General features: G+C 70.4%; 28 protein-coding genes and 1 pseudogene. 14 read left to right on the top strand and 15 right to left on the bottom strand.

The window, feature by feature from the left end; genetic code table 11:
* The first annotated feature begins 223 nt into the window (after positions 1–223).
* The gene (locus ABZ860_RS38545) at positions 224–859 is read left to right on the top strand and encodes a TetR/AcrR family transcriptional regulator C-terminal domain-containing protein (protein ID WP_357230268.1); all 636 of its coding nucleotides are present in this window, start codon (positions 224–226) and stop codon (positions 857–859) included.
* A 199-nt stretch (positions 860–1,058) separates the two neighbouring features.
* On the opposite strand, the gene ABZ860_RS38540 is transcribed toward ABZ860_RS38545, so the two are convergent.
* From ABZ860_RS38540 to ABZ860_RS38520, 5 genes are all read right to left on the bottom strand, one after another.
* Positions 1,059–1,817: a MerR family transcriptional regulator gene (locus ABZ860_RS38540; protein WP_357230266.1), complete on the bottom strand. Its 759-nt coding sequence runs from the start codon at positions 1,815–1,817 to the stop codon at positions 1,059–1,061.
* 10 nt (positions 1,818–1,827) lie between these two features.
* Positions 1,828–2,712, bottom strand: coding sequence for a DUF2268 domain-containing putative Zn-dependent protease (locus tag ABZ860_RS38535; RefSeq protein WP_357230264.1), 885 nt, complete (start codon positions 2,710–2,712; stop codon positions 1,828–1,830).
* A gap of 90 nt (positions 2,713–2,802) precedes the next feature.
* Complete coding sequence (locus tag ABZ860_RS38530; protein WP_357230262.1) at positions 2,803–4,185, bottom strand: MFS transporter; 1,383 nt, start codon at positions 4,183–4,185, stop codon at positions 2,803–2,805.
* The gene (locus tag ABZ860_RS38525; RefSeq protein ID WP_357230260.1) at positions 4,182–4,811 is read right to left on the bottom strand and encodes a winged helix-turn-helix domain-containing protein; all 630 of its coding nucleotides are present in this window, start codon (positions 4,809–4,811) and stop codon (positions 4,182–4,184) included. Before ABZ860_RS38525 ends, ABZ860_RS38530 begins: the two co-directional genes overlap by 4 nt.
* 85 nt (positions 4,812–4,896) lie before the next feature.
* On the bottom strand, positions 4,897–8,202 hold the full coding sequence (locus ABZ860_RS38520; RefSeq protein ID WP_357230258.1) for an efflux RND transporter permease subunit: 3,306 nt from the start codon (positions 8,200–8,202) through the stop codon (positions 4,897–4,899).
* A gap of 110 nt (positions 8,203–8,312) precedes the next feature.
* Between ABZ860_RS38520 and ABZ860_RS38515 the strand changes: the two genes are divergently transcribed.
* The 4 genes from ABZ860_RS38515 to ABZ860_RS38500 all read left to right on the top strand — a co-directional run bounded on the left by ABZ860_RS38515 (position 8,313) and on the right by ABZ860_RS38500 (position 10,522).
* Complete coding sequence (locus tag ABZ860_RS38515) at positions 8,313–8,870, top strand: MarR family transcriptional regulator (RefSeq protein ID WP_357230256.1); 558 nt, start codon at positions 8,313–8,315, stop codon at positions 8,868–8,870.
* A gap of 45 nt (positions 8,871–8,915) precedes the next feature.
* Positions 8,916–9,689 (top strand): SDR family oxidoreductase, encoded by a 774-nt coding sequence (locus ABZ860_RS38510; RefSeq protein WP_357230254.1) that lies wholly within the window; start codon positions 8,916–8,918, stop codon positions 9,687–9,689.
* A 222-nt stretch (positions 9,690–9,911) separates the two neighbouring features.
* Positions 9,912–10,292 carry a hypothetical protein gene (locus tag ABZ860_RS38505; RefSeq protein WP_357230252.1) on the top strand — a complete coding sequence of 127 codons (381 nt, stop codon included), beginning with the start codon at positions 9,912–9,914 and terminating at the stop codon, positions 10,290–10,292.
* A 74-nt stretch (positions 10,293–10,366) separates the two neighbouring features.
* Complete coding sequence (locus ABZ860_RS38500; protein ID WP_357230250.1) at positions 10,367–10,522, top strand: hypothetical protein; 156 nt, start codon at positions 10,367–10,369, stop codon at positions 10,520–10,522.
* 136 nt (positions 10,523–10,658) lie between these two features.
* Here the strand turns inward: ABZ860_RS38500 and ABZ860_RS38495 are convergent, their stop codons facing one another.
* Complete coding sequence (locus ABZ860_RS38495) at positions 10,659–11,159, bottom strand: MarR family transcriptional regulator (RefSeq protein ID WP_357230248.1); 501 nt, start codon at positions 11,157–11,159, stop codon at positions 10,659–10,661.
* Positions 11,160–11,269: 110 nt separating this feature from the next.
* Here ABZ860_RS38495 and ABZ860_RS38490 point away from each other — a divergent pair, with 110 nt between their 5' ends.
* Positions 11,270–11,710 carry a hypothetical protein gene (locus tag ABZ860_RS38490; protein ID WP_357230246.1) on the top strand — a complete coding sequence of 147 codons (441 nt, stop codon included), beginning with the start codon at positions 11,270–11,272 and terminating at the stop codon, positions 11,708–11,710.
* A 74-nt stretch (positions 11,711–11,784) separates the two neighbouring features.
* Positions 11,785–12,198, top strand: a complete 414-nt coding sequence (locus tag ABZ860_RS38485; RefSeq protein ID WP_357230244.1) for a nuclear transport factor 2 family protein — start codon at positions 11,785–11,787, stop codon at positions 12,196–12,198.
* Between the two features lie 180 nt (positions 12,199–12,378).
* Here ABZ860_RS38485 and ABZ860_RS38480 read toward each other — a convergent pair whose 3' ends face one another.
* The 6 genes from ABZ860_RS38480 to ABZ860_RS38455 all read right to left on the bottom strand — a co-directional run bounded on the left by ABZ860_RS38480 (position 12,379) and on the right by ABZ860_RS38455 (position 17,602).
* Positions 12,379–13,077, bottom strand: a complete 699-nt coding sequence (locus ABZ860_RS38480) for a Clp protease N-terminal domain-containing protein (RefSeq protein ID WP_357230242.1) — start codon at positions 13,075–13,077, stop codon at positions 12,379–12,381.
* A gap of 79 nt (positions 13,078–13,156) precedes the next feature.
* Complete coding sequence (locus ABZ860_RS38475; RefSeq protein ID WP_357230240.1) at positions 13,157–14,002, bottom strand: hypothetical protein; 846 nt, start codon at positions 14,000–14,002, stop codon at positions 13,157–13,159.
* A 193-nt stretch (positions 14,003–14,195) separates the two neighbouring features.
* Complete coding sequence (locus ABZ860_RS38470) at positions 14,196–14,969, bottom strand: recombinase family protein (RefSeq protein WP_357230239.1); 774 nt, start codon at positions 14,967–14,969, stop codon at positions 14,196–14,198.
* The gene (locus ABZ860_RS38465; protein ID WP_357230237.1) at positions 14,966–15,568 is read right to left on the bottom strand and encodes a maleylpyruvate isomerase N-terminal domain-containing protein; all 603 of its coding nucleotides are present in this window, start codon (positions 15,566–15,568) and stop codon (positions 14,966–14,968) included. The genes ABZ860_RS38470 and ABZ860_RS38465 overlap by 4 nt, the downstream gene beginning before the upstream one ends.
* A gap of 179 nt (positions 15,569–15,747) precedes the next feature.
* Positions 15,748–16,164: a PPOX class F420-dependent oxidoreductase gene (locus ABZ860_RS38460; RefSeq protein WP_357230235.1), complete on the bottom strand. Its 417-nt coding sequence runs from the start codon at positions 16,162–16,164 to the stop codon at positions 15,748–15,750.
* Positions 16,165–16,267: 103 nt separating this feature from the next.
* Entirely contained in the window at positions 16,268–17,602 is a 1,335-nt protein-coding gene (locus ABZ860_RS38455) for a M14 family zinc carboxypeptidase (protein WP_357230233.1), read from the bottom strand.
* Positions 17,603–17,634: 32 nt separating this feature from the next.
* Here ABZ860_RS38455 and ABZ860_RS38450 point away from each other — a divergent pair, with 32 nt between their 5' ends.
* A complete protein-coding gene (locus ABZ860_RS38450) occupies positions 17,635–18,243 on the top strand; it encodes a TetR/AcrR family transcriptional regulator (protein ID WP_357230231.1) in 609 nt (202 codons plus the stop codon).
* 292 nt (positions 18,244–18,535) lie between these two features.
* Here ABZ860_RS38450 and ABZ860_RS38445 read toward each other — a convergent pair.
* Positions 18,536–18,793, bottom strand: a pseudogene (locus ABZ860_RS38445) (Tn3 family transposase); the annotation flags it as partial.
* Between ABZ860_RS38445 and ABZ860_RS38440 the strand changes: the two are divergent.
* The 6 genes from ABZ860_RS38440 to ABZ860_RS38415 all read left to right on the top strand — a co-directional run bounded on the left by ABZ860_RS38440 (position 18,758) and on the right by ABZ860_RS38415 (position 24,018).
* A complete protein-coding gene (locus ABZ860_RS38440) occupies positions 18,758–18,958 on the top strand; it encodes a hypothetical protein (RefSeq protein ID WP_357230346.1) in 201 nt (66 codons plus the stop codon). The pseudogene ABZ860_RS38445 and the gene ABZ860_RS38440 sit on opposite strands and share 36 nt — an antisense overlap.
* Positions 18,959–19,272: 314 nt before the next feature.
* Positions 19,273–19,626 carry a hypothetical protein gene (locus ABZ860_RS38435; RefSeq protein ID WP_357230230.1) on the top strand — a complete coding sequence of 118 codons (354 nt, stop codon included), beginning with the start codon at positions 19,273–19,275 and terminating at the stop codon, positions 19,624–19,626.
* A gap of 95 nt (positions 19,627–19,721) precedes the next feature.
* Complete coding sequence (locus ABZ860_RS38430) at positions 19,722–20,381, top strand: SGNH/GDSL hydrolase family protein (RefSeq protein WP_357230228.1); 660 nt, start codon at positions 19,722–19,724, stop codon at positions 20,379–20,381.
* 161 nt (positions 20,382–20,542) lie between these two features.
* Positions 20,543–22,603 (top strand): cellulose binding domain-containing protein, encoded by a 2,061-nt coding sequence (locus ABZ860_RS38425; RefSeq protein ID WP_357230226.1) that lies wholly within the window; start codon positions 20,543–20,545, stop codon positions 22,601–22,603.
* Between the two features lie 60 nt (positions 22,604–22,663).
* Entirely contained in the window at positions 22,664–23,041 is a 378-nt protein-coding gene (locus ABZ860_RS38420) for a MerR family transcriptional regulator (protein WP_357230224.1), read from the top strand.
* Positions 23,038–24,018, top strand: coding sequence for an aldo/keto reductase (locus ABZ860_RS38415; protein WP_357230222.1), 981 nt, complete (start codon positions 23,038–23,040; stop codon positions 24,016–24,018). Before ABZ860_RS38420 ends, ABZ860_RS38415 begins: the two co-directional genes overlap by 4 nt.
* 112 nt (positions 24,019–24,130) lie before the next feature.
* On the opposite strand, the gene ABZ860_RS38410 is transcribed toward ABZ860_RS38415, so the two are convergent.
* Both ABZ860_RS38410 and ABZ860_RS38405 read right to left on the bottom strand, forming a co-directional pair.
* Positions 24,131–24,874: an alpha/beta hydrolase gene (locus ABZ860_RS38410; protein ID WP_357230220.1), complete on the bottom strand. Its 744-nt coding sequence runs from the start codon at positions 24,872–24,874 to the stop codon at positions 24,131–24,133.
* The coding region (locus ABZ860_RS38405; protein ID WP_357230218.1) for a LysE family transporter at positions 24,871–25,222 on the bottom strand (352 nt) is incomplete at its 5' end. The genes ABZ860_RS38405 and ABZ860_RS38410, both read right to left, overlap by 4 nt.

Raw genomic sequence — 25,222 nt, 5'->3', positions numbered from 1 at the left:
GGTGCGTGAGCGAGTGCCGCCGCCCGTGGCCGTGGCGGGTCTGGCCCTGGTGCCCGGCCGGCCGCTCGGTGTGCGCGGGAACCCCCGGAATGCGATGGGTCGCCCAGTGCAGCAGGTCGCGAAGTGAGGGCTGGCGCCTCATCGTTGCCTCCTCTGGCGCGTGACTCTCTATCGGTGATAGAGGACTCTATCACTGATAGACTCCGGCGGGGAGGTGCCGGAATTGGCTTTGGACAAGCAGCGGATCGTCACCGAGGCCGTCGCGCTGCTGGACGCCGAAGGTCTCGACGGCGTGACCACGCGCAAACTGGCGGCCCGGCTCGGCGTACAGTCGCCGACCCTCTACTGGCACATCCCGAACAAGGCGGCGCTGGTCACCGCGATCGCCGAGGCGATTCTCGAGCAGCAGTTTCCCGAGGAGCCGGCGTCGCCCGCGCCGGAGGAGCGCTGGCAGGACTGGCTGATCGGCCTGGCCGGGCGGCTGCGCCGCGCGTTGCTGGCCCACCCGGACGGAGCCCGGATCATCGCGGCCTCCCAGCTGTCCCTCAAGATGGCCGCCATCTCCGAACTGGCGATGAGCACACTGGTCGGGCGGGGCATTCCCCTGCGGCAGGCTCGCCTGATCGTGCTGACGGTGCTGCGCTTCACCGTCGGCTACGTCCTGGAGGAACAGGCCGGCCGCCCTGGCGCGGACGCCCTGGACGGCTTCGACATGGCCGCGTACGCCGCGGCGTACCCCACCGTGATGGCCGGCGTGACAGAGTACTTCCAGGCCGGCCGCACCGTCGACGATCTGTTCCGCGACTGCCTGGAACAGATCATCCATGGTCCTGCCGCGCAGGCCGGCCCCACGTCCTGACGGTCAGCCGCTCCGCAGGCGAGCGAGCCCCGGCGCGAGCGCCCCGAGCCGCTCACCGCACGCCGACATCGTCGCTGTTTTATCGGCCCTCACCTATGAGACAGCCGCCGGCCGTCCAGGGCGTTCCCGACCCGACGGTCGATGCAGACCCAGCTCGGCTTCCTCAAGGCCGTCGGAGTCACCCGGGTCTTCTCGGAGATCACATCCGGGTCCGCGCGTACGCATGCAGTGCGTCGCGGACGAACGTCGCCCCCGCGTCGTCGTCGTACATGCCGGCGAATCGGGGGTCGTCGACGTACATGTCCCCCAGGCATTCCACCATCTCGATCGAACGCTCCCGGTCGCCCTCGGCCGTGGGAGTGCCCGGGATCCGACTCAGCCACTGGACGTGCCGGGCAGCCAGTGACTGCGCGTGTTCCCCTGTCGGGGGCACGCCGGCCTTCGCCGCGGCGACCCAAGCGGCGACGAGGTCCTCGGCATCCCGCTTCCAGGCCCGCTGCTGGTCGAGGGTCTTGCCGTGCCACCAGTCGTTGCTCTCCTGGAAGGCGCGCTCGCCCCAGCGGGCGACCACCTCGTCCCTGTAGGCGTCGTTGAACCCCGCCAGCATCACGTCCATCTGCGGTTCCGCCCCCGCCACCAGGGCGTCGAGCGTGTGGCGTACGGACCGGATCCGCCGTTCGATGCGGTCCCGTTCCTCCTCCAGCGCGGCGATGTGGGCGCGGAGCCCGTCGCACGTGTCCACCTCGTCGGCCAGGACCTCGGCGATGGCCGGCAGGCCCATGCCGAGCCGGCGCATCAGCAGGATCCGCTGGAGCCGGACGACCGCGGCCGGGTCGTAGTAGCGGTACCCGTTGGCGCCGACGCGGGACGGGGCCAGGAGCCCGACACGGTCGTAGTGGCGCAGAGTGCGGCTGGTGATGCCGGCCCTCGCCGCGAGTTCCTGGATCGTCCACTCCATCGCCCCAGTGTCACCCCCGGCCGAGCGCGACCGCGACGACCTGCGAGCTGTCGGCGTGCAGGGCCTGGGCCGCCGTCCGGCCGGTCGCCGCCAGGTAGGCGTCGACGAGCCGGTTGCCCGCGGCGTACCCGGCGCCCATCGGCAGCCCCACCGGGGTGAGGCCGAAGCGCTCGGCGCTGGGGTCGCCGTGCACCCAGGCGGTGAGGTTCTGCATGCCTGTGACGTCGAGCCCGGTGAGCACCTTGGCGAAGACCTCGTCGTCGCCAAGGTGCGGCACGCCGATGCGGGCATGACCGAGCTCGTCGCCGTACAGCTGGCGGGCGAAGGCGTCGGCCAGGCCCTCGGAGACGATGTGCTCGCCGACGGTGACGGTCATCGGGTCCCACACGACCCCGCCGGGACTGAACCGCAGGTTGTGGTGCAGTTCGTGCACGGCGGTGGCCTCCAGCCGCTCCACGTTCTCGGGAAAGGGCCAGAACGTGATGGCGATCTGGCCCGAGATGCCGCCGAACCCGGTCAATCCCTTGCACGGCCCCATGAAGTGCTCGTCACCCGGGTCGCCGAGGACGAGCAGCACGGTGATGTCGGGAGCCTCCAGCCCCGGCGTCGCCTCCAGCAGGACGGCGAGGGCGTCGTCGAGCGCGCGCCGCATCCGCTGCCAGGCCCCGGCCGCCGCCAGGGTTTCGAGCGCGTCGAGGCAACGCTCCTCGTCGCGGTCGATGGGGAACCCGGACGTCTGGAGGTGCACGGCGACGAGGTCGACCTCGCCGGGGTGGTGGCGGTACATGCCTCTGATGGGCTCCAGCATCGAACGCAGCAGGTCGGCGCGGTCCGCGACCGGGGCCAGCAGGATCCGCCTCATGGCGGAGTAGGTGTCGAGAACAGTGATCGACATGGCCCCGATGCTAGAAGTTGACGCAGCGTCAACGTCAAACCAGCGGCGCTCTTCGTCGAGGTATGGCCGGCATGCCGTCACCCCGTCCCGTCATGACCGGCGATTCGCCGCTGCGATGGACTCACCCGACTCGGTCAGCGCTGTTCCGGTCTGCGCGGCTCCTCGGTCTTGCGGTTCGCGGTGACCGGCATCCAGCGCTGCACCCCGCGATCCCCGGCCGCGCAGGCGGTCCATCTCACGCCATTGGGGCAGCAGCGCGGCCAGGTTGGTGGTCAGGAAGTACATCGCGCCGGCTGCGAGCAGCACCGGTGCGAGCCCGGACCACGCCACCGCCGCCCCGGCGATCAGCCCGCCCAGAGGGATGCCCGCCCACGCCATCGAGTCGCCCAGCGCGTTGACCCGGCCGCGCAGGCCGGGCGGCACCCGCTCGAAGGTGATCGCCCCGAGGATCGGGTTGAGGAAGCCCCCACCGGCGCCGCTGGCCGCGAACACCGCCAGCACCGCCCACATGGGCGCGTCGGCGGCCAGCACCAGGAACCGCGGCGCCCCGGCCAGCAGGAACCCCGCGAAGAACACCACCCGGCGCGGCATCCGATGCGCGACGGCCGCGGCGACCAGGCTCCCCGCGACCGCCGTGGCGCTCCACACGCCGTTGCTCAGCCCGATCGCGGTCGGGCCGTTCCCGGATCGCTCGGCCCACACAGGCAGCAGGACGGTGTTGAACGCCGCGTCCAGCAGGTTGGTGATCCCGACCATGACGATGATGGTGAGCAGCAGCGGCTCGCCGCGCAGGAAGACGAAGCCCTCGCCGAATCGCCGCCAGTAGCCGGAACCGTCCGGGGCTTCGTCCGCCGGGCGGCCCATGCCGCGCGGCAGGGCCAGTGAGATGATCAGCGACCCGAGCGCGAAGCACGCGGCGTTGAGCACGAGACCGGTCAGCGGGCCCAGCAACGCCACGAGAAGGCCGCCGACCGCCGGTCCGACGGTGGAGGCCAGCCGTTCGGTCACGCCGGACAGGCCGGTGGCGCGCTCCAGCGGCACGCCGGCGCGGTCGGCCGCGTCCGGCACCATCACATGCTTGGCCAGGTCGCCGGGGCCGCGTACGGCGCCGATCACCGCGACCAGGGCCAGCAGCACGGGGAAGGACAGCAGGTCCACCGCGTGCAGCAGGGGGATCGCCCCGGCCGCGGCCGCGCTGACCGCATCGGTGCTCCAGGAGACGACCCGTGGGCCCGCCCGGTCCACCAGCGGCCCGGTCAGCGCCTTGACCACCACGTACGGAGTCATCTCGCAGAAGGCCACCAGCCCGGTCTGGGTGGCGCTGCCGGTCGTGACCAGCACGAACCACGGCAGCGCGATGGCCGACACCCGGGTGCCGGTCAACGCGACCGCCATGGCCGCGAGCAGCCCGCCCAGCGGCCGCAGCCTCCGGGCGCGGGAGGAACCGCCGACGATCGTGTCCGCGTCCGTCATCGGGCCTCGTCTTCCTCGGCGGCGGGCGCGTCCAGTTCGGGCAGGATCTGCACGATCACCGACACCCGTTCCGCGTCCTCGGGGGCGCCGGCCGCCTCCGGCGTGTCGCGACGGTGGCGGGTGATGACCGCCCACAGCTCCTCCCGCAGGGCGGTGGCCTCCTGCGGGGTCAGCCGCAGCGCCCAGTCGCTCATGTCGCACGCGGCGCGCCACGCGCGCGGCATCGTCTGGAGCTCGTTGATCGCCCGCTGGGTGCGCATGGTGTAGGTGGCGGCGACCGACTGCAGGTAGGCCACCGTGGCCTCGGGCTCCCGCTCGGCGAGGTCCAGGTCGTCCAGGAAGGTGGACCGGTGAACCGCGCGCCACCAGCGCTCCCGCGCGTTCCCGCGCGCGGTGTCGTCCTGGACGAATCCCGCGGCGGCGAGCCGGCGCAGGTGGTAGCTGGCCGCACCGGAGTTGATGTTCAGCAGCTCGGCGAGCCGGGTGGCCGTCGACGGGCCGTGCTTGCGCAGCAGGCCCACCACCTGCACGCGCACCGGATGCGCGAGGGCGCGCAGCCCCTTGGCGTCGAGGACGACCGCGTCCTCGGCGGGCGGGCTGAGGGGCGTGTCTCCGTGATCGGTCATGGCCCCACCATAGACCGCAAACAGTTCTTCGCGAAGAGTCGTTTGCGAAGAACTGTTTGCGGTTATGGTTTGTGACTGCCCGGGCTCACTTGGCCGGTTCGAGGGCCTCCTCGCCGTACACGGTCAGGTCACCGTCGCCGTCGCCCGAGGCGGGCTGCTTGGGCGTACGGCGCATGCGCTCCTTCAGGCGCTCCACCATCGTGTAGAGCGTCGGCACCAGCACCAGCGTCAGCAGCGTCGAGGAGATCAGGCCGCCGATCACGACGATGGCCAGCGGCTGGGAGATGAACCCGCCAGAACCGGTCACCCCCAGCGCCATCGGGGTGAGCGCGCAGATCGTCGCGATCGCGGTCATCAGGATCGGGCGAAGCCTCCGCCGGCCGCCCTCCATGACCGCCTCCACCACGCCCAGGCCCTGCTCGCGGTACTGGTTGATCAGGTCGATCAGCACGATCGCGTTGGTGACGACGATGCCGATCAGCATCAGCATGCCGATCAGCGCGGGCACACCGAGCGCGGTGTCGGTGGCCAGCAGCAGCCCGATCGCGCCGGTCGCCGCGAACGGAATCGACACCAGCAGGATCAGCGGCTGCACCAGACTGCGGAACGTCGCCACCATGATCATGAAGACGATCGCCACCGCGAGCAGCATGGCCACCCCCAGGTCGGCGAACGCGTCCTGCTGGTCGGAGCTCGCACCGCCGATCTTGTACGTCACCCCGGCCGGCAGCCGCAGCGTCTTCAACTGGTCGGTGACCTTCGTGGTGATCGCACCCAGGTTGGACGCGTCGGCGGTGCCCGACACCGTGGCGGTGCGGTCGCCGTCCTGCCGGGTGATCTGGGTCGGGCCGCCGGCCTTCACCACGTCGGCGACGTCGCCGAGCTTCACCATGCCCGTCGCCGTGGGGATCGCGAGCTTCCTGATCGCCGCGATGTCGTCGGGCGCGTCACCGCCGGCGCGCAGGATCACGTCGCTGGAGCGGCCGTCGACGTCGATCGAGCCGACCGGCGCGCCGCGGAACGCCTGCGCGACCAGCTGCCCGATCCCGGCCTCGGTCAGGCCCCTGGCGGCGGCCTTCTCCCGGTCCACGTGCACCTCGACCCGCGGGACGCTGTCTTCGAGGTTGGAGGCGACGTCGCGCAGCCCGTCGATCCCGGCCATGGCGTCGCGCACCGTGGTGGCCGCCGTCTTCAGCGCGGCCTGGTCCGAGCCCTGCACGATGACCTGGACCTGGTCGGAGTTGAACCCGCCGCCGCTGCCGCCGACCGTGACGTCGCCGATCCCCGTCAGGCCCTTCAGCCTCTCCCGCAGCCGGTCCTCCAGAGCGGAGGTCTCCACGCCCTCCTTCAGCGTGACGGAGAACGACGCGCGGTCGGCGCCGCCGCCCACCCCGCCGAGGAAGCGGTTCCCGCCGCCGACCGTCACCTGGTAGGACTTCACGCCCCCGTCGGCCGCGAGCACCGCCTCGACCTTCTTGGCCGCCGCGTCGGTGGTCGCCAGGTCGGTCCCGGCCGGCATCCGCTGGCTGATCTGCGTGGTGTCGTTGCCCGAGTTGTCGAGGAAGTTCGTCTTCAGATTGGGCGCCAGCGCCATCGTGGCGACGAACACCACCACCCCGATCAGCACCGTGACCAGGCGCCGCCGCGTCGCGAACCGCAGCACCGGCAGATAGATCCGCTGCAGCGGGCTGCGCAGCTCCCTGCGCTCGGCGTCCTCGCGTACGGCCTGCGCCTCCTGCGGCGTGAGCGACGGCGCCTTGAGGAACCAGTAGGCCAGCACCGGGATGACGGTCAGCGCCACCAGCAGCGAGGCCAGCAGCGCCACGGTCACCGTGATCGCGAACGGGCTGAACAGCTGCCCCACCATCCCGCCGACGAAGGCGATCGGCAGGAACACCGCGACCGTCGTGAGCGTCGAGGCGGTCACCGCGCCGGACACCTCGCGTACCGCGCCGAGGATCGCCCGCCGCTTCTCCTCGCCGTAGGCGAGATGGCGCTTGATGTTCTCCAGCACCACGATCGAGTCGTCGACCACCCGGCCCACGGCGATCGTCAGCGCTCCCAGCGTCAGCAGGTTCAGCGAGTAGTCGCCGATCCACAGCGCGATCAGCGCGATCACCACCGACAGCGGGATCGACACGGCCGTGACCAGGGTCGAGCGGACCGACAGCAGGAACACCAGGATCACGAGCACGGCGAACGCCAGGCCCAGCAGGCCCTCGGTGGTGAGGTCCTCGATGGACCGCTCGACGTACGGCGCCTGATCGAACACCACGGTCAACTCGGCGCTGTCGCCGAGGGCGCGCGTCAGGTCCGGCAGGGCGTCGTTCACATCGTGGGAGATCTGCACGGCGTTGCCGTCGGGCACCATCGTGATCGACACGCCGAGGCTCGGAGTGCCGTTGGTGCGGGTGAGCGTGGTCGCGGAAGCGTCCTCGACCTTGATGTCGGCCACGTCGCCGAGCTTGACCGGCTTCGGCCGGGCCGCGGCGGCCCGTGCCTGCGCCGCCGCGAGCGCCGCGCTCTGCGAGGCGCCCTGCCCGGCGGCCGCAGCCTGGCCCGCACCCTGTCCAGCACCCTGGCCTGGGGCCTGCCCCGCGCCCGCGTCGCCGCGCTGCCCGGCCGCGGCGCCCTGGCCCGCCGCGGGCGCGGCGGGGGTCAGGTAGAGGTTCTCCAGGTCCTTCACCGTACGCACCGGGTCGCCGATCTGCACGGTCAGCGACTTGCCGTCCTCGGTCAGCGTGCCGGCCGGGATGGACACCCCGTTGGCCCGCAGGAGATCAGGAATGGCCGCGGCCGACAATCCCAGCAGGGCGAGCCTGCCCTGATCGGGGGTGATGACGACCTGTTCCTCACTGGCGCCGCTGACGGTGACGTCCCGCACGCCCTCGATCGACTGCAGCTCCGGCACCATGATCTTCTCGATCTTGTCGAGCATGGCGTGCTGGTCGCCGCCGTCGCCCACCGCGATCGCCATCACCGGGATGTCGTCGGTGCCACCCGCGACCACCTGCGGATCGACGTCGGCCGGAAGCTGCGCCTTGATGCGGCTCACGGCCTGCTGCATCTTCCCGATCATCTGGTCGATGTCGGTGCCGTACTCATAGGCCACCTGCACCTGGGACATCCCCTCCCGTGAAGTGGAGGTGATGTCGGTGACGCCGGCGATACCCTGGAACGCGCTCTCGATCGGCTTGGTGACCTGCTCCTCCACGATCTCGGGAGCGGCACCCGGATAACTAGCCACCGTGAACGCCGCCGGGAACTCCAGCGACGGGAAAAGCTGTTGCTTCAGCGAGGGAATCGCGAACAAGCCGAAACCCGCGAGCACCAGCGTGATCATGATCACGAGAGTGCGGTTGGCAAGGCTCAGCCTGGCCAAGGAGGTCATCCGAGCTCCTGACATCGGGGGAAGCGTTCGCCCAAGCCTAACACTTCGCCTTGTCCGAACATTCAGCTGCCGCATTAACGGCTGGTAACCTCTTGACCGGAGAGGTGACAGTGAACGACAGCCCAGCCGAGCGACGCACCGGAACCGGCGCGGCGGCCGCCCCCCGCCCACAGGACGACCCGGCCACCCGCGGGGAGATCGGGGAGGACCCCGAGCGCGGGTGCCTCATCGCCCGCCTCGCGGAGCTGCAGCGCAACATGGGCCGGTTCTTCGCCCGCGACCGCTCCATGCCGCTGCTGGCCTCCACCCTCACGATGCAGCAGCTCAAGGTCGTCATGTTCCTGTCGTTCGCCGGGTCCGCCTCCGGGCAGGAACTCGCCCGCCACCTCGGCGTCGGCCTGGGCACCGTCACCGGCATCGTCGACCGCGTGGTCGCCCAGGGCCTGGCCAGCCGCCACGAGGACCCCCACGACCGCCGCATACGCCGCGTCCAGCTCACCGAGGCCGGACGGCGGCTCACCAGTGAGATCATCGAAGCCGGCACCGGCGGCTACATCCGCCTCCTGCGGCGCCTCGACACCGAGACCCTGCGCACCATGGAGACGGTGATGCGCAAGATCGAGGACGCGATGCGCGAGATGCACGCCGAAGACGCCGACCCCGCCTGACCCGCCCGCCGGGCCCGCCCCGGCCTGCTGCTACCTTCCGGCGATATGCCGATCTACATCGAGGAACTCTTCTCCCTCACCGGCCGGGTCGCCCTGGTGACCGGAGGCAGCTCCGGCATCGGATACGCCATCGCCGAGGCGCTCGGACGCGCCGGGGCGGCCGTGGTCCTGGTCGCCCGGCGGCGCAAGGAACTCGCCGAGGCCGTCGGCAGGCTCGAAGGCCACGGCGTGCGCGCCGCCGCGATCAGCGCCGACCTCGGCGACCGCGCCGACGTCGCCCGCGTGTGCGAGGAGGCGGACGCCTTCTTCGGCGAGATCGACATCCTCGTCAACGACGCCGCCAACAACATCAGAAGGCCCATGGCCGAACTGACCGTCGACGACTACGACCAGACCATCGCCGTCAACCTCACCGCGCCGTTCCTGCTCGGGCAGCACTTCGGCCCCCGCATGGCCGCCCGGGGCAGGGGGCGCATCATCAACATCGGCTCCCAGCAGTCGATCAGCGCCTTCGGCGACAGCGGCGTCTACGGCGCGGCCAAGGCCGCCGTCTGCGGGCTGACCCGCTCCCAGGCCGAGGCGTGGTCGCCGCGCGGGGTCACCAGCAACGCGATCATCCCCGGCTTCGTCCTGACCCCGCTGACCGCGCCCGCGCAGGCCGTCCCGGGGCGGGTGGAGCAGCTCGCCGCCCGGTCCATGACCGGGCGCAACGGCGTCCCCGACGACTTCCGCGGCGTGGCCGTCTTCCTCGCCTCCGACGCCTCGTCGTACGTCACCGGCCAGGCCATCTGCGTCGACGGCGGCTTCAGCGTCCACTAGGAAGCGGGCGGCGCGGCCTGCCTGCGGGTTTCCGGGGCCGTGGGCGATAGCTGATCGCTACTTGGCCCCGCGCCGCAGCTACGCAGTTCCAGGCCGGGTATGAGCGTCACGTCCCGGCGCAACCGGACGAGCGACAGCGAACGCCGGGGCAGGAACAGGAAGGCACGTACCGAGATGTCCCGCTCCCGCGCGCGTGACCCGCGCGACACGAAGGTCCTCGCGATGGGCCTTTCGACCCGGCGGCTGGCCGTGGCCGCGCTCGTGATCACTGCGGCGGCCGCGGTCGCACAGCCCGCGATCGCCCGCGTCGCCCCGCATCACCCGCGCCAGGGGCTCACCGCTTTCCGCAGCCCCGGCCCGGGCGGAGGCGGCGGCCAGGTGGTCAAAGGAGGACGGGCGGGCGGCGCCCAGGGGCGGTCGGGCGCGGGCCGGTTCAACCAGAACGTGACCGGCGTCATCGCCCCCACCTTCGTGCGGGGACAGGCGCAGCAGGCCATCACCGACCACGGCGGGTTCGAGGTGCAGTCCGCCTTCTGCGGATCCCAGCCGGACATCTGCTGGCTCGGGCAGAACATGCCGATCCGCCACAGCCACAGGTCGTGACGCCGCCCCCTGATCGGGGCTACTCGTGTGCGGTGAACATGTCGATCAGGCTGTGGGGTGCGTCGTCGCCGAACATGAGCTCGTGGAGATGGGCGGCGTCGGCGGCTTCCGCGGCGCTGCGGGTCGAGTTCGGCCGAGGCGGTCGTGAACAGGAACCCAGCACCGAAGCCAAGGTCACCGTCGACCTGGCCGGCACGTCGCTCTCGCTGCCGCTCGTCACCGGCAAGTAGGTCGTCCGGCCCTCGCCTGCGGTCGCGTCCGACGTGGCCGCGACCGCAGGCATGGTGATCTCGCACCTGGTGCTGCGGCAGGCCCGCCACCCTGCTGCGCGAGCATCGCGGCGACGGGCACGCGGCTGGTTTCGTGTCAGGAAGTTGGGGGGTGCGGTGCCTGCCGGGTGTGGTGGTCCAGCAACCGGGTGAGCAGGTGCACGAACTGGTCGCGTTCGGCGGGGGTCAGCGGGGCGAGCAGTTCGTCGTGGAGGTCGTCCAGGACCTTGTCCAGGCGGCGCAGGTGCCGGCGGCCTTGGGCGGTGATCGTGATGACGTTGCGGCGGCGGTCGTCGGGGTCCGGTGCCCGCCCGACGAGGCCGCGCTCGGCCAGTTCGTTGAGGACGCCGACCATGTCGCTGCGGTAGATGCCGGTGCGCCGGCTCAGCGTCGCCTGGCTGCCCGGGCCGTGCTCATGCAGCGAGGCCAGCACGGCGTAGTGCCACTTGCGGGCGTCGGCCTGGGCCAGTCCCTCGTTGATCAGCCGGTCCGACCGCGCGGTCATGCCTGACAGCAGGCGGCTGGCCCGTCGGCGCAGTCTGTCCGGCGTCTTCTCGCCGTCGTGCGGCATGTCCGCGGCTTCGGCTCTGCTGTTCATGATGCTGATCCTACCTGGGTTGCGTTAGTCCGGCTAACGATGTAGGTTCGTTCATGGCACAAACGTTAGCGATATAAACGTTAGTCATTGAAACGGATTGGAAGGTCATCATGACGACCGCAGCCCAGACCTTCGGCACCGCGCTCATCGGCCAGACCGAGAAGGCGCTCAACGCGATCCTGGATCGGCAGCTCGCCGGGACCGGCATCACCGAACCCCAGTGGGTGACCCTCACGCTGACCGTGGTCAGCGGCGGGACCATCGACCGGGCCGAGCTCATCCACCGGGTCGGCGGCGCCACCCAGTTCAGCCAGGCGTCGGTGGCCGAACGCATCGCCGAACTGACCGCCGCGGGATTCCTGCGCGACGGCGGCGAGGGCCGCGTCCAGGTCACCGACGAAGGGCGCGAGCGCTGGACGCAGGTCCGCGCCGCGATCGGCCCGATCACCCAGGGGCTGTGGGGCGACCTGCCGGCCGAGGACCTGGCCACTGCGGGCCGCGTCCTGAGCACCGTCCTGGGCAGGGCCAACGCGGTGCTGGCAACCCCCTGAACCCTGACTCCCCGAAACCCGCCACCCCCGGCGCGAAGACAACATCTCTGCCCTGCAGCACGAAAGAGGAAGTCATGTCCACGCACACTCTGATCGCCGACCGTATCGAGATCGCCGACCTGCTCACCCGCTTCGCGCTCCTGCTCGACGAGAAGCGATGGCAAGACGCGGGCACCGTCTTCGCCGACGATGTGACCGTGCACTCGCCCCGCGGGGGCGAACTCCACGGCATCGACAAGGTCGTCGGCTTCATGCGCCGGAGCGAGGTCGAAGGGCAGGAGGCCCAGCACACGACCACCGATCTCCTGGTGAACGTCGACGGCGACCAGGCGGCCGTCTCGGCGAACTCGCTCGTGTTCTACTACCGCCCGGGCCAGGCGCCCCACTTCACCGGCGGCCTGCGGCAGCACTTCACCGCGGCCCGCACGCCGGCAGGCTGGCGGCTGCGTGAGGTGCGGATCACGCCCGCCTGGACACGCGAGAGCTGACCTCCGCGAGGCCGGGGACACACCAGGGGAGCCGGCGACCTTGTCAGCATGCGGCTCCGCCCGGTCCCCGGCCTCCGGCGACCGGCGCGGACGGGTCCGGCTTCGGCGGCGCCATCGCCGCCGCCCGCAACGTACGCGGCGCCCAGGCCGCGGCGCGGCCGCCGGCGACCCTCGCCACGATCAGCCGCGCGCGGCGGACCGCCTGGCGATCTCGGTCGTGACCGTCTCGTGCAGCTCGTCCGACGTGAAGCCGAGGTTGCGCAGGATCTGCGCGGCCAGGCCCTCCTCGACGCGGATCAGGCCCAGCAGCATGTGTTCGGTGCCGACCCAGTCGTGGCCGAGGTCGGCCGACGCGTGGAGCGCCTGCTCGATGGCCTGCTTGCTCTCCGGCCGGAACGCGATGTGACCCCGCAGCGCCTTCTGCCCGGCCGGCGGCATCGCTTCCTCGATCGCGTCGCGGATCCGTCGCTCCGACTCGGTCTTCGCCACCAGCACCTCGTACGCCAGGCCCCGCGGTTCGCCGAGCAGGCCGAGCAGGATGTGCTCGGTGCCGATGAAGTCGTGTTTGTGCGCTCGGGCCGCCTCCTGCGCCAGCACGATGCTGTGGCGGTTCAGGTCGGTGAACCGCTCGAACACGTTGGGCGCGTGGCGTTGCTGCGCGGCCTGTTTGGACACCCCGATGGCGTCGCCGACCTCGCTCCACGACGCGCCGGCCTGCCTGGCCTTGCGGACGTAGTGGTCGACGAGCTGGTCACCCAGGTCGGACAGGGTCTGGGCACGCAGCCGCGCCTCGCTGACGCGGGCCAGGTCGTCGGCGTCGGGGAGTTCCTCGTCGAGACGGGCGATCAGGTCGGTGAGGCTGATGTTGAGTGGGCTCATGCGTCAACCGTAGGTTGACGATCCCGCGATCGTCAACCTGTAATTGACGGGCGTCCCGGCTTCGACCCGCCCGGCTGGATCACCGGCACTCCGGACGAGCCATCCCCAGCTCCCGGTGCAGCCGGGCCGGGTCGGCTGCGGCCGCGGCCGCCTTCCCGTCCAGCTCCCAACCCCTCCCGTGCGCCGCCGCGAAGGCCTCCTCGCCCAGCGCGGCCCGCCCCCGGCGGCTGAGCTCGCGAACCTGCCGATCGGTGCGGTCGTGAGCGCCGCGCAGCCGGGAGGCGGCGCCGAGCAGGACGGCCGATTCGCGATGCCGCCCGTGCGCCGCCGCGAGCGCCGCCGCGTACGCCTTGTCCAACGCCCTGTCCGCGCCGGCCAGGGCACCCGTCTCCAGGCAGAGCGAGACCCGCACGCCGGCGACCAGCGTCCGCACATGGTCACCCGGAAACGCCCGGTCGCCGTGCAGGCCCCGTTCGGCCTCGTCGAGCAGCTCCCGCGCCCGGTCCAGGTCGCCGAGCCGCACCCAGAAGACGGCCTCCCACGCGTCGACCAGGAACAGCATCTCCGGCGAGGCCCCACCCAGCGCCCGCTCCCGGGCAGAGTCGATCACCGCGATCGCCAGGTCGGTGTCACCGCGCCGCAGATGCAGGTCGACCCACCGCAGGTCGCCGAACACCTCCTCGTCGAACACCTCGTCGCCGAGGCCGAGCGAGCCGAACCCGGCGGCCAGCGACCGGGCCTCGCGCAGGTCGGCCAGCGCGCCGTCGAGGTCGTCGTCGTACTGCCGCAGCTGGGCCCGCATCGGCAGCACGGCGGCCTGACCCCAGCGGTCGCCGACCCGCCGGAAACAGGCCAGGGCCGCCTCCACGTCGGTGCGCATCCCGTCGAGCTCCCCCGCGTTCTCGGCGGACTGGGCCCGGAACATGCGCGCCAGCCCGGACAGCCACACGTCGTCGCCGCCGGCTAGGCGCTCGATTACCCCGAGCGTGGTCTTCTCCCCCTGCAGGAACGGGGCATGACGTGCATCCGAACCAAAAGTCCCGTTAGCAGAGCAGCGTTGAGCGGCTTGCCGTGACTTTCCGTTCAAATGCGTCTCGCCGAAGGGTTTTCGCAGGTCATCACGGATGCAGTCGGGTGGCCTGAACGGCTGTGACACGGGCGGCGTACACGCGGTGCGCCTTGCGCTCGGTCGGGCTGGTATCGGCGAGGGCGGCGCTCTGTTCCAGCGCGGCGCGGTGGAGGACGAGCGGGGCCGTGATGCGGACCGAGTAGCCATGGCCGCGGCGGATGGTCTGCCCGGAGGCGAGGGCCTGGCGGACGGTTTCATCACCAGTGGTACGCAGGTGATCGGCGAGCAGTCCCGGCAGATCGAGGGTCGCGTCCGGGCCCAGCGCGGGCACGCGATGCTGCTCGCCGGTGCCGGTCAGTGGCGCGTCGAGCTCGTCGGGCAAGTTACGGGCGCCAGCGGTGTCCAGGACACGGCGGATGGTTTTGGGGGCGACCTGGTGCCGCCGGGCCAGGGCCTTGATGGCGGCGCCCTGGCGGTACTCCTCGACGATGGCGGCCGCCTTGTCCTGGTCGAGGGCGGCGGGGCGGCCTAGGGTCTTGCCGGCGGCCTTGGCGGCGGCTACGCCTTCGCGGGTGTTCTCGCTGATCATGTCGCGCTGGAACTCCAGCACGGCTGCCAGGACGGAGACCATCATTTTGGTGCCGGGGTCGTCGCTGGCCAGGTCGATGCCGGACAACAGTCCGGAGTCGACGCGCAGGTGGAGGCCGCGGCGGATGAGCACGGGACGCAGGGCGAGGATGTCGGCGACGGAGCGGAACAGGCGGGCGGCGTCGGCGATACGGATGGTGTCGCCGATGGCGGCCTCGTGCAGCAGCGTGGTCAAGCCCGCGCGGTCGAGGGAGAGTTGCCGGCTGGAGGGGCGGGGTCTTCGTAGACGGGGGCGCCTCCGGCCAGCAGGGTGGTGAGGGCGTGCCGCTGGCGGGCGTCGGTCTGGTTGTCGGTGGAGTGCCGCAGATAGGCCAGGTCAGCCACGCCCGGCATCCGCGGAGTGGTTGCTGGTGAAGGGGATCTCGGTGCCGTTCCAGTCGGTCTGCTTGACCAGGGCCATCGTCCCTTTCCCGAAGGTCGGCCTTGTGGCAGCCGGTGGGTGTCTGCGACCACTTCCGTGATGCCGCCGACCAGTGGCTTCCAGGGGTGGCCTGCGTTGTCGCGGATCGCGCTGACCAGCACGGCCGTGGACAGGGTGGCCGATTCCTGGCGGGCCCGCCGGTCTGCGGTCCGGTTGATGTCACCCCGCGCCTTGATGAGTTCGAGCACCATCCTGGGCAGCGAATAGCGGAATCCCATCGACATGTGAGCCGCGACCTCTAGTACGCGCCATCCGGCGCACAAGGTCGGTGCGTCCCACTGCGCGGGTTCCAGGCTGTCCAGCATCACCGCCAGTTCCCGGCGTTCATTCGCGATTGCGGTGGTGATGTCCATGGTTGTGCTCTTTCTTGGGAGTTCAGTGCACCTGCTGGCCGCTCCGGGCCTGTGTCGGCTCGCCGCGATCAGGGGTGGCCAGGATCAGGTCGGTGGTTGGTCAGCCGCCGAGCCCGGTGCGGTCACGCCGGGCCCTGTCATCGGTGCGGCGACCGGGGTGAGGTTGGCGTGGGGATGCCTTATGGCTGGGTGACGCCGCTGGCGCGCTCGATCATGAAGCGGATGGCGACGCGTCCTTCAGCGTGGATGTTCGATAGGAACACCTCCCAGTCGGGGTATTCGTCGCTGAGCGCGCCGTGCAGGTTCTTGAGAGCCTCAGCATCCAGTCCGACGTCCGGCGAAAGAACCTCTGCGTGTCCCTCGACCTGAACCCATGGCCCGAAAAATCGGTCTGTGAAGACGCAGATCGAACCCCGTGGATCTCGCCGTAGGTTACGGGTCTTGGCTCGCGCCTCCGTCGTACTCAGCACAACGCGACCGGCACCGTCGAGAGCGACGATCACGGGTGAGAGCTGGGAGCGTCCATCCTTGCGCCACGTACTGAGCACCGCGTGATGGTGATTGCGTAGAAAGCTCTGGGCCTGTTCGACTTTCATGGATTTCCCGATTCAGATAGCGCTTCTCAACAGCTTCGGTGCGATGCCAGGGTGCACCCTGAATGGGGCGTTCACCTCTGATGGAGCGAGACCATCACCAGGGTCAGCGCCGATCGGCCGCACGACGGTTCGCTGCGGCCGTGTGCGCAGCGGCGATCAGGGCGGCACCAAGCTGCACCGCGACCAGCCTGCGGATCTCGATCGGCGGGCCAGGGGAGTCGGATTCGGCCTGGCCGTACCAGAGGTCGAAACGTTCGGCGAGCAGGCGACGCTGCTCGCCGATGGCTGATGCCAAGTTGCCGGCGGCGAGCTCGGCGTCGAGCATCCGCAGGAATACTCCGACCAGGCGCAGCCGCAGCAGGTGCACCATCTGGCGGTTGCCGAACTCCTCAGCGACCGTGGCCGGCCGATTGGGATCGTACGAGGCCTCTTCCAGCTCGCCGAGCTTACGGAAGCTTCCCAGCGTTCCCTCGGTCGAGCGGCGGAACGGCGATTGCACAGTCAGATCGCCGACGACGGCCCGCATGCTCACCTGCAGCACATCAACCAGCTCGCGCCGGGCCGCGTTTCCCTCAGCGGCGATCTCCCCATAGGTGCGGCCGGAGGGACTTCGATCCGACACACGCTCGTCGGTCCAATAGGGCACCTCGGTGACCAAGTGGAGCGCGCCGTATCTGGCTGCGTAGTCAGCGCTGCTGCCGCCGACGCCGAAGGCCACGCCCACCTGCGACCCCGGCGGGGTCAGGTAGACGGCGGGGACGATCGGCGTGGCGCCGGGCAGTTCCGGCTCACCGTGATGCAGCGGCAGGCCTTCCACGCCCGGCAAGGCAGCCAGTTGCTCGGCGAGCGCCAGGTCTTCACGGTTGAGGTAGAAGAACGCGCCCTGATACTCACCGTTGTGCAGGGAGTAGACCAGCGACGGGCGTACCTCGTCTATCAACCGCATGAGCGCGGCTGTCTCCGGCAACGGGCGGTCGAAGGAGTAGTCGCCGGCGGTCAGCGGGAAGGTCCACTCGACCTGGTCGGCCAGGTCGGGACGGTAGAAGTGCTGTGCGTAGGCCCGGCGGTCGCCGGGGCGGGAGTACCAGCCTTCGTTCAGACGGGCGCCGTCGGGGTCCGCGCACGCCACGACATGCCAGCGAAAGCCTAACTCCGCCTGCAGTTGTGGGTGCTGGCAGAGCAGTCTGATCAACGTGAGGGCGGTCAAGGCCCCGACCGGCTCGTTGGGATGCGGCCCAGCGATGACCACCGCGTCGGCTGGGCCGTCGCTGACCGTCACGGCATGCAGCGGGTCGCCCATCCGTGAGGCGCCGATGCGGCGCGGCCGGACCAGGCCAGGATGGGCCGCGGCCAGTTCCTCCAGCTCGGCCTGGAGCGCGTCGACGGATGGGAACGCGGCACACGCGGGGACGCAGCTCATGTACTCAGCAACATTCATAATGAGGTTACGGTAATAATATAATTATGAGAATGACAAGGGCCGAGGCCAAACAGCGCAACCGGCAGGCCCTGCTGGCCGCCGCGCGCCTGATCGTCGCCCGCGACGGCCACCGGGCCAAGCTGGAGGAGATCGCCGAGCAGGCCGAGCTGACCACCGGCGCCGTCTACTCGCTGTTCGGCAGCAAGAACGGACTGCTCGTCGCCCTGGTCACCGACCACCTCACCCCGCACTACGACAGCATCGAGCAGGCCATCCCTGCCGATATGGGCCTCGCCGAGGCGGTGGAGGTCTTCGCTCGCCACTACCGGCACCTGTGCGACGACCCCGAAGCGTTGCGCCATCTGTCGTTCGAGATCAGCCTGCAGGACCTGGCCCTGCGCGACCCCGAACTGGCACCCAAACTCGCCGCCTCCGTCCGGGCACACGAACAACGCCTGACCGCGCTGCTATCCGGCAGACTCCACTACGGGACCGCCGTCACGTCGCGGCAGGCGCAACGCTTGGCCACGGCGCTGCGTGCGCTCCTGGTCGGCCTTAGTCAGGGTGTCATCCTCGGCCTCGCCGACGACGCCTCCAGTGACTATTTCGCCGCCACCGCCCGCGCCCTGATCACCCCGGACGTCCTTGGGCCGCCTTGACTTCCCGCCCGCGCACAGGAAGCGGTCCGACGTAGCCGAACCACCGCTCACGCCGACGGCTTGCACTATGTCCTCGTCCCCGACAGCACTGGCTGCATCGGAGTCTGACCCGCCGCCATGGCTCAACCCCACCCCCACGTCCGGCGACCAAGACCGATCACCCTGACGCATCGGGACGGGCGGCGGGAAATAGATCAAAAACTCCGGACACCTAGAGAATGTCCTCTTCCCAATCCGGCTCGTCGGGGTTGCGAAGCTGCCGGACGCCGGCGGGCCCGAGGTCGGGCTGTCCGAAAGAGTAGGTGCCGATCACGTTGATGTGCTGGCGGACGAAGGGCGATAGCCGGGCGACGTCTTCCTCGGCCAGCGGATAGCCCTCGGCCTTGAGCTGATCGAGAGCGCGGTCCATGTAGAAGGTGTTCCACAGCGTGACGCAGTTGAGCACCAGGCCAAGGGTGCCGAGCTGGTCTTCCATGCCCTTGTAGTAGCGCTGGTAGATCTCACCTTTCCTGCCGTGGAAGATCTTCCCTTCCAGCGCATGACGGGACTCTTGCAGGTTGCGTACGCCCTTGATGTCACGCCGGTAGGGTTGTCGGTCGCGGTCGCGGCCTTGCCGACCAGTTCGGTGGTGACCAGCAGATCCAGCATCTCCAGACAGTCGTCGACCGCCCTGCCCTCCAGATGGATCACTGTGGCCAGCAACGTGGCGAGCTGACGGGAGGGCCCATGGCGGCGCAAAGCGGTCGCAGTGGCCTGCATGCCGTACCGCGCCAAATCGACCATCCGCCGGTGCGGCACCTCCGGAGGCAGCGGCATAGCCCCCAGCCCCAATCCGAGGATTTCCACAGGAGCTCCAGCGCCTTCTCCAGATTCCTGACCCCCACCCCGCCGCCGACGGCGGCTCGGCGCGCAGCAGGCGCAGGTGGCGCTCGCGCAGCGCGGGGCAACGGTCATGAGACGGACCCCCATGCACAGGCGATCCAAAAGGTCATTCGCGACCTGCTCGAAACCCCCGGCGGAACGACCTACGTGTTCGACAAGACATCGGGATCGTCGATCCGCTACGACCTCGGCAGCGAACACCCACTGGTCGGCCGCAACGCCCCGGACCTGCGTCTCGAGGACGGCACCCGCCTCGGCGACCTGATGCGGGACGGACGAGGCGTCGCGCTCGATTTCAGCACCGGCCGATCCCTGCACGGTTCGGCGAGGGGCTGGGAAACCCAGATGCGGTACGCGGCCGGGCCGGCGAGAAACGACCTCGGAGTGGGTGCCGTGCTCGTCCGGCCTGACGGCGTGGTCGCCTGGGCAGGTGACCACGACCCCGATCGCGAGGCGTTCGAGCGGGCCGCCGGTCGGTGGTTCGGCCGTCCGGCCATCTGAAGCGGCTGCCCCGCTCCCCCATCGCCGCCGTGGGCGGCGGCTACAGCCACCCCATCGAAGTGACCCTTTCCCTCAACCGAGTTCAAGGAGCGCACATGACGATCACCCTCCGGCAGGGAAGCACCGTGATGTTCACCGGCGATTCGATCACCGACTGCCGGCGCCTGGAGAGCGAGGACGGGCTCGGGTTCGGCTACCCGCTGCGCGTCGCGGGCGAGTGGGGCTTCCGGCACCCCGACCGGCCGGTCACCTGGCTGAACACCGGGATCGCGGGCGACAAGGTGATGGACCTCGAAGCCCGCTGGCACAAGGACGTGCTCGACGCGCGCCCGGACGTGGTGTCCATCCTCGCCGGCGGCAACGACATGGGCTGGCACACCTACGACCCGGACGGCTACGTGATCCCCGCGGAGGACTACGCGGCAGGGTACGACCGCCTGCTCGCGCCCCTCGCCGAGGCGGGCACGGAGCTGATCCTCATCGAGCCGTTCCTCCTGCCCCGCGGCCGTGTCGAGGTCGGCGATGCGCACGTCGGCGAAGAGGAACGGAAGGAGTGGCGCGCCGACCTGGATCCGAAGATCCAGGTCGTGCGCGCGCTCGCCCGCGAGTACGGCGCGCACCTGCTCGCCGCCGACGGCATGTTCGCCGAGCTCGCCGCGACGACCGGGCCGGAGCACTGGGCCGCGGACGGCGTGCACCCGACGCCGGCCGGTCACGCCGCACTCGCGGCGGCCTGGCTGCGCCTGGTGGCGTGACCGCGCGTCGCCGCACCCGCCGACTGCGTCAGCCGGCATGAAAGTTGCACGACCCGCCTAATTCCGCCGCAGCTCAGAGCCGCGCAGGGGGACTTCCGCTTGACCGTTCCATACGTCCTGATCACGATCACACGGGCAAGATCCTCCAGAAAAGGGACGTAATGAGCACCCTGCGCATCGCCAGGCCGGCCATCGCACTCCTCACGAGCGCAGCGGTGGCCGCCCAGGTCCTCACCGGCGTACCCGCCGCGACCGCCGACACCGCGCCCGTCAACGTCACCGTCAACACCCGCGCGGGCCTGGCCGCCGCGTCCGACACCGCCGTGGGCGCCAACCACGCGATCTGGGACGGCAACCTCGGCACGAACGAGACCGCCGACCTCCTCAAGGCCGCCGGTGTGAAGATGCTGCGCTACCCGGGCGGGTCGTACGCCGACATCTACCACTGGAAGACCCACACCGCCCCGGGCGGCTACGTCGCCCCCGGCACCGACTTCGACACCTTCATCAGCGGGGCCAAGCGCACCGGCGCCCAACCGATCATCATCGCCAACTACGGCACCGGCAGCGCCCAGGAGGCCGCCGACTGGGTCGAGTACGCCAACGTCACCAAGAAGTACGGCGTGAAGTACTGGGAGATCGGCAACGAGAACTACGGCAACGGCCACTACGGCGCCGACTGGGAGGCCGACGACCACGCCGACAAGAGCCCCGCCGAGTACGCCAGGAACCTCGTGCAGTACGCGGACGCGATGAAGGCCGTCGACCCCACCATCAAGATCGGCGCGGTGCTCACCACCCCCGCCAACTGGCCCGACGGCATTATCGCCGACGGCGACCAGGCCACCTGGAACGACACCGTCCTGTCGGTCGCCGCCTCGAAGATCGACTTCGTCATCCTGCACTGGTACCCGCCGTACAACAACGCGGCCGACGTCCTCACCAAGACCGCCCACATCCCCGACATGATCTACCTGGTCCGCAAGCAGATCGCCAAGCACGCGGGCGCCCGCGCCGGCGACATCGGCATCGCGGTGACCGAGATCAACAGCGGGATCGCGCCGAACACCCAGCCCGGCGCGCTGTTCGCCGCCGATGCCTACGCCGGCCTCATGGAACAGGGCGTCTTCACCGTCGACTGGTGGAACGTCCGCAACGGCATCGGCACCGTCAGCACCGTCGCCGGCCAGACCGACTACGGCGACTTCGGCATACTGTCCAGCGGCTCGTGTTCGGGCGACACCTGCGAACCCCCGCTGAACACGCCCTTCGCCCCCTACCACGCGCTCACTATGATCAGCGCGTTCGCCCGCCCCGGCGACCGGTTCGTCCGCGCGGCCACCGACGAGCCGCTGGTCGCCGCCCACGCCGCCCGGCGCCCCAACGGCGACCTCGCCGTCCTGCTGATCAACCGCGACCCGGACGGCGAACACCAGGTGAAGATCGACTACGAGGGGTTCACCCCCGCCGGCGAAGCGCCCACGGTACAGACCCTCACCAACGGCGCCACCTCGGTCAGCACCGGCCACGACGGCACCGCCACCACCCGGACCCTCCCGCCGTACTCGCTGACCACGCTGGTGCTGCACCCGGCCACCGCCACCACGGGCGCCCCCGGCGCGCCTGGGCAGCCCACCGCGAGCGGCGTCACCGACAAGACCGCCACCATCTCCTGGCCCGCCGCCGCGCCCGGCGCGAGCCCCGTCGCCAAGTACGAGATCCACCGCCAGAACGGCGCCGTCACCGAACAACTCGGCGAGACCTCCGGCACCTCCTTCACCGTCGGCAACCTCGTCCCCGGCACCCGTTACACGGTCAACGTCATCGCCCGCGACACCGCCGGCCGCGTCTCCTGGGCCTCCGCGCCGCTCACCTTCACCACCGGCACCCCCGACAAGAGCTCCTGCTCGGTACGCCTGAAGGACACCAGCGACTGGGGCAACGGATTCGTCGCCACCGTGGACATCACCAACACCGGCACGGCCGCCGTCGACGGCTGGACGCTCCACTTCACCTGGCCCACCTCATGGCAGACCGTCAGCAGCGGATGGAGTGCCAACTGGACGCAGAGCGGGACCTCGGTGACCGTCACCAGCAGCCCGGACAACGGCAAGCTCGCACCCGGCGCGAGCACCTCCATCGGCTTCGTCGGCGCCTACAGCGGCCCCAACGTGCTGCCGACCGCCTTCACCCTGAACGGCGCCCTCTGCACCGCCCAATGAGCCGCATCCACTGATCACCGACTTGACTTAGAGCGCGCTCTAACTCCCAAACTGGTCCCCATGGACGAGGGCATGACCATCGCGCAGGTAGCGCAGCGTACCGGCCTCACCGCCCACACGCTGCGCTACTACGAACGTGCCGGCCTCATGCTGGAGCCGCCACCGCGCGGCGACAACGGCCACCGGCGCTACACCGAGCGGGACGCCGACTGGATCGCGCTGCTCACCCGTCTGCGGGCGAGCGGCATGCCCATCACCGCGATGCGCCGGTACGCCGAACTCGTCCGCAGGGGCCGGGACACCTACGTGGCCCGCAAGGAGCTGCTCGAGGCCCACCGGGCCGACGTGATCGCCAAGATCGAGCAGCTCCGAAGCGATCTCGAGATCGTCGACTACAAGATCGATCTCTACAGCCGCAGGATCATGGGAGAAGAATGAAGCAGCACACGCTCGGCCAGGGCCTTCGCACCTCGGCGCTCGGCCTGGGCTGCATGGGAATGAGCGACTTCTACGGCCCGGGCGACGAGTCCGAATCGATCCGGACCCTCCACCGCGCGCTCGACCTGGGGATCACCCTCCTCGACACCTCCGACGCGTACGGGCCGTTCACCAACGAGAGACTCGTCGGCAAGGCCGTCGCCGACCGGCGCGACCAGGTGGTTCTGGCCACCAAGTTCGGCATCGAGCGCCTGCCCGACGGCACGCGCGTCGGCGTCAACGGCCACCCCGACTACGTGCGCCGCTGCTGCGACGCCTCACTGGAACGGCTCGGGGTCGACCACATCGACCTGTACTACCAGCACCGCGTCGACCCCGATGTCCCCGTCGAGGAGACCTGGGGCGCCATGAAGGAGCTGGTCGAGGCCGGGAAGGTCCGCCACCTCGGCATCTCCGAGGCCGCGCCCGCCACCGTGCGCCGCGCGCACGCCGTCCACCCCGTCACCGCGGGACAGTACGAGTACTCGCTGTTCACCCGGGACATCGAGAACGAGCTCCTGCCCACGCTCCGCGAGCTCGGCATCGGCCTGGTGGCCTACAGTCCCCTCGGCCGCGGCCTCCTGACCGGTGCGTTCACGAGCACCGGGGACCTGTCCGGTGACGACTTCCGTCACCACAACCCCCGTTGGCAGGGCGACAACTTCGCCGCCAACCGGGCCCTGGTGACCAAGGTCGGCGAGATCGCCACCGCGCTCGGCGCGACCCCGGCCCAGGTGGCCCTCGCCTGGGTGCTCACCAGGGGTGGGGACGACGTCGTGCCGATCCCCGGCACCAAGCGGATCGCCCGGCTGGAGGAGAACGCCGCTGCCCTGGAGATCAAGTTCGAGCCGGAGCACCTGGACGCGCTCGACTCCCTCGCAGGTCAGGTCGCCGGCGACCGGTACAACCCGGCCGGAATGAGCACGGTCAACCACTGACCGGCCAGGAGGCCCCGGCACGAGGTGCGTGCCGGGGTCTCCTGTTTTGGAGGGTTTTTGTTTTTGAAGTTGATCTTGTTTCTCTAACGACCGGGCGCCTTTACAAAGTAGATCAGGAAAGGAAACCGATCAGCAGGCGGGTGATCTCGGCGGGGCGTTCCATGCTCGGCAGGTGACCCGCCCAGTCGAGGTCGAGCAGTGTCGCGTCGGGCAGCGCCTCCGCTATGTGCCGCCCGCTCTCCCGGAAGTACGGCAGGTCGTGGCCGCCGGTGACGACCAGCGTGGGCGCGGTGACCACCGTCAGGTCGATCGGCTCCCTGCGCCGCTCGGGCTGCGGATCGGCGGCCAGTTGCACCTCGAACGCGTGCCGCTGCATCGCCGCGACCCGCGCTCTGGTCGGCTCGTCCGCCTCGGGACCCAGCCACGTGCGGACGTTGAGGTCGACCGCTCCCCCGACGTCGCCCGCCTCGATCAGCCGGTCCTCCTCCGCCCCGAACGCCTCGAGGTCGGGGGTCGGCGGCAGGCCACAGCCCGCGTTGAGCAGCACGAGCCGCGAGACGAGATCGGGATGCCCGGTCGCGAGCTCCAGCGCGACCCGCCCGCCGTACGACGATCCGACGAGCCTGATCCGGCGCAGTCCGAGCGCCGCGAGCAGGTCCGCGACGTCGGCGGCGTCCGAGTACGGCCCCTCCGCGGTGCACGGGGTGCGCCCGTGTCCCCGGAAGTCGAGCCGGATGACACGGAACCGCTCCCCCAAAGGCTGCCACTGGGGGTCCCACATGCCCGAGTCGACCACGCTGGAGTGCAGCAGGACGACCGGCTCACCGGAGCCCCGTTCCTCGTGCCAGACCGTCATCGGGCCTCCAGCGCGACGCGGACGCCGAGGGCGACAAGGACCGTCCCCGACACCTGTTCCAGACGGCGGCGGACCGCGGGCCTGCCGAGCACGGCACCGGCCCGGCCGATCAGCCAGATCACCCCGACGTACCAGATCACGTCCACCACCACCCAGATCACCGCGAGCATCGTCAGCGTCAGCGGCACGTGGGCCCCCTGGGGCACGAACTGCGGCAGGAACGACATCGCGAACACCGCGGCCTTGGGGTTGGCGCCGCAGGTGGCGAGCCCCAGGCCGTAGGAACGGCGCCGGCCGTCCGCGGCCCGCGCCTCGTCCCCGCCGTACGGCACGGACGAGGCGCGGGCC

The organism is Microbispora sp. NPDC046973 (assembly GCF_040644495.1).
Lineage (GTDB): Bacteria > Actinomycetota > Actinomycetes > Streptosporangiales > Streptosporangiaceae > Microbispora.
Note: the sequence above shows the minus strand (reverse complement) of the source record. Positions and strands in the feature narration are given on the sequence as shown.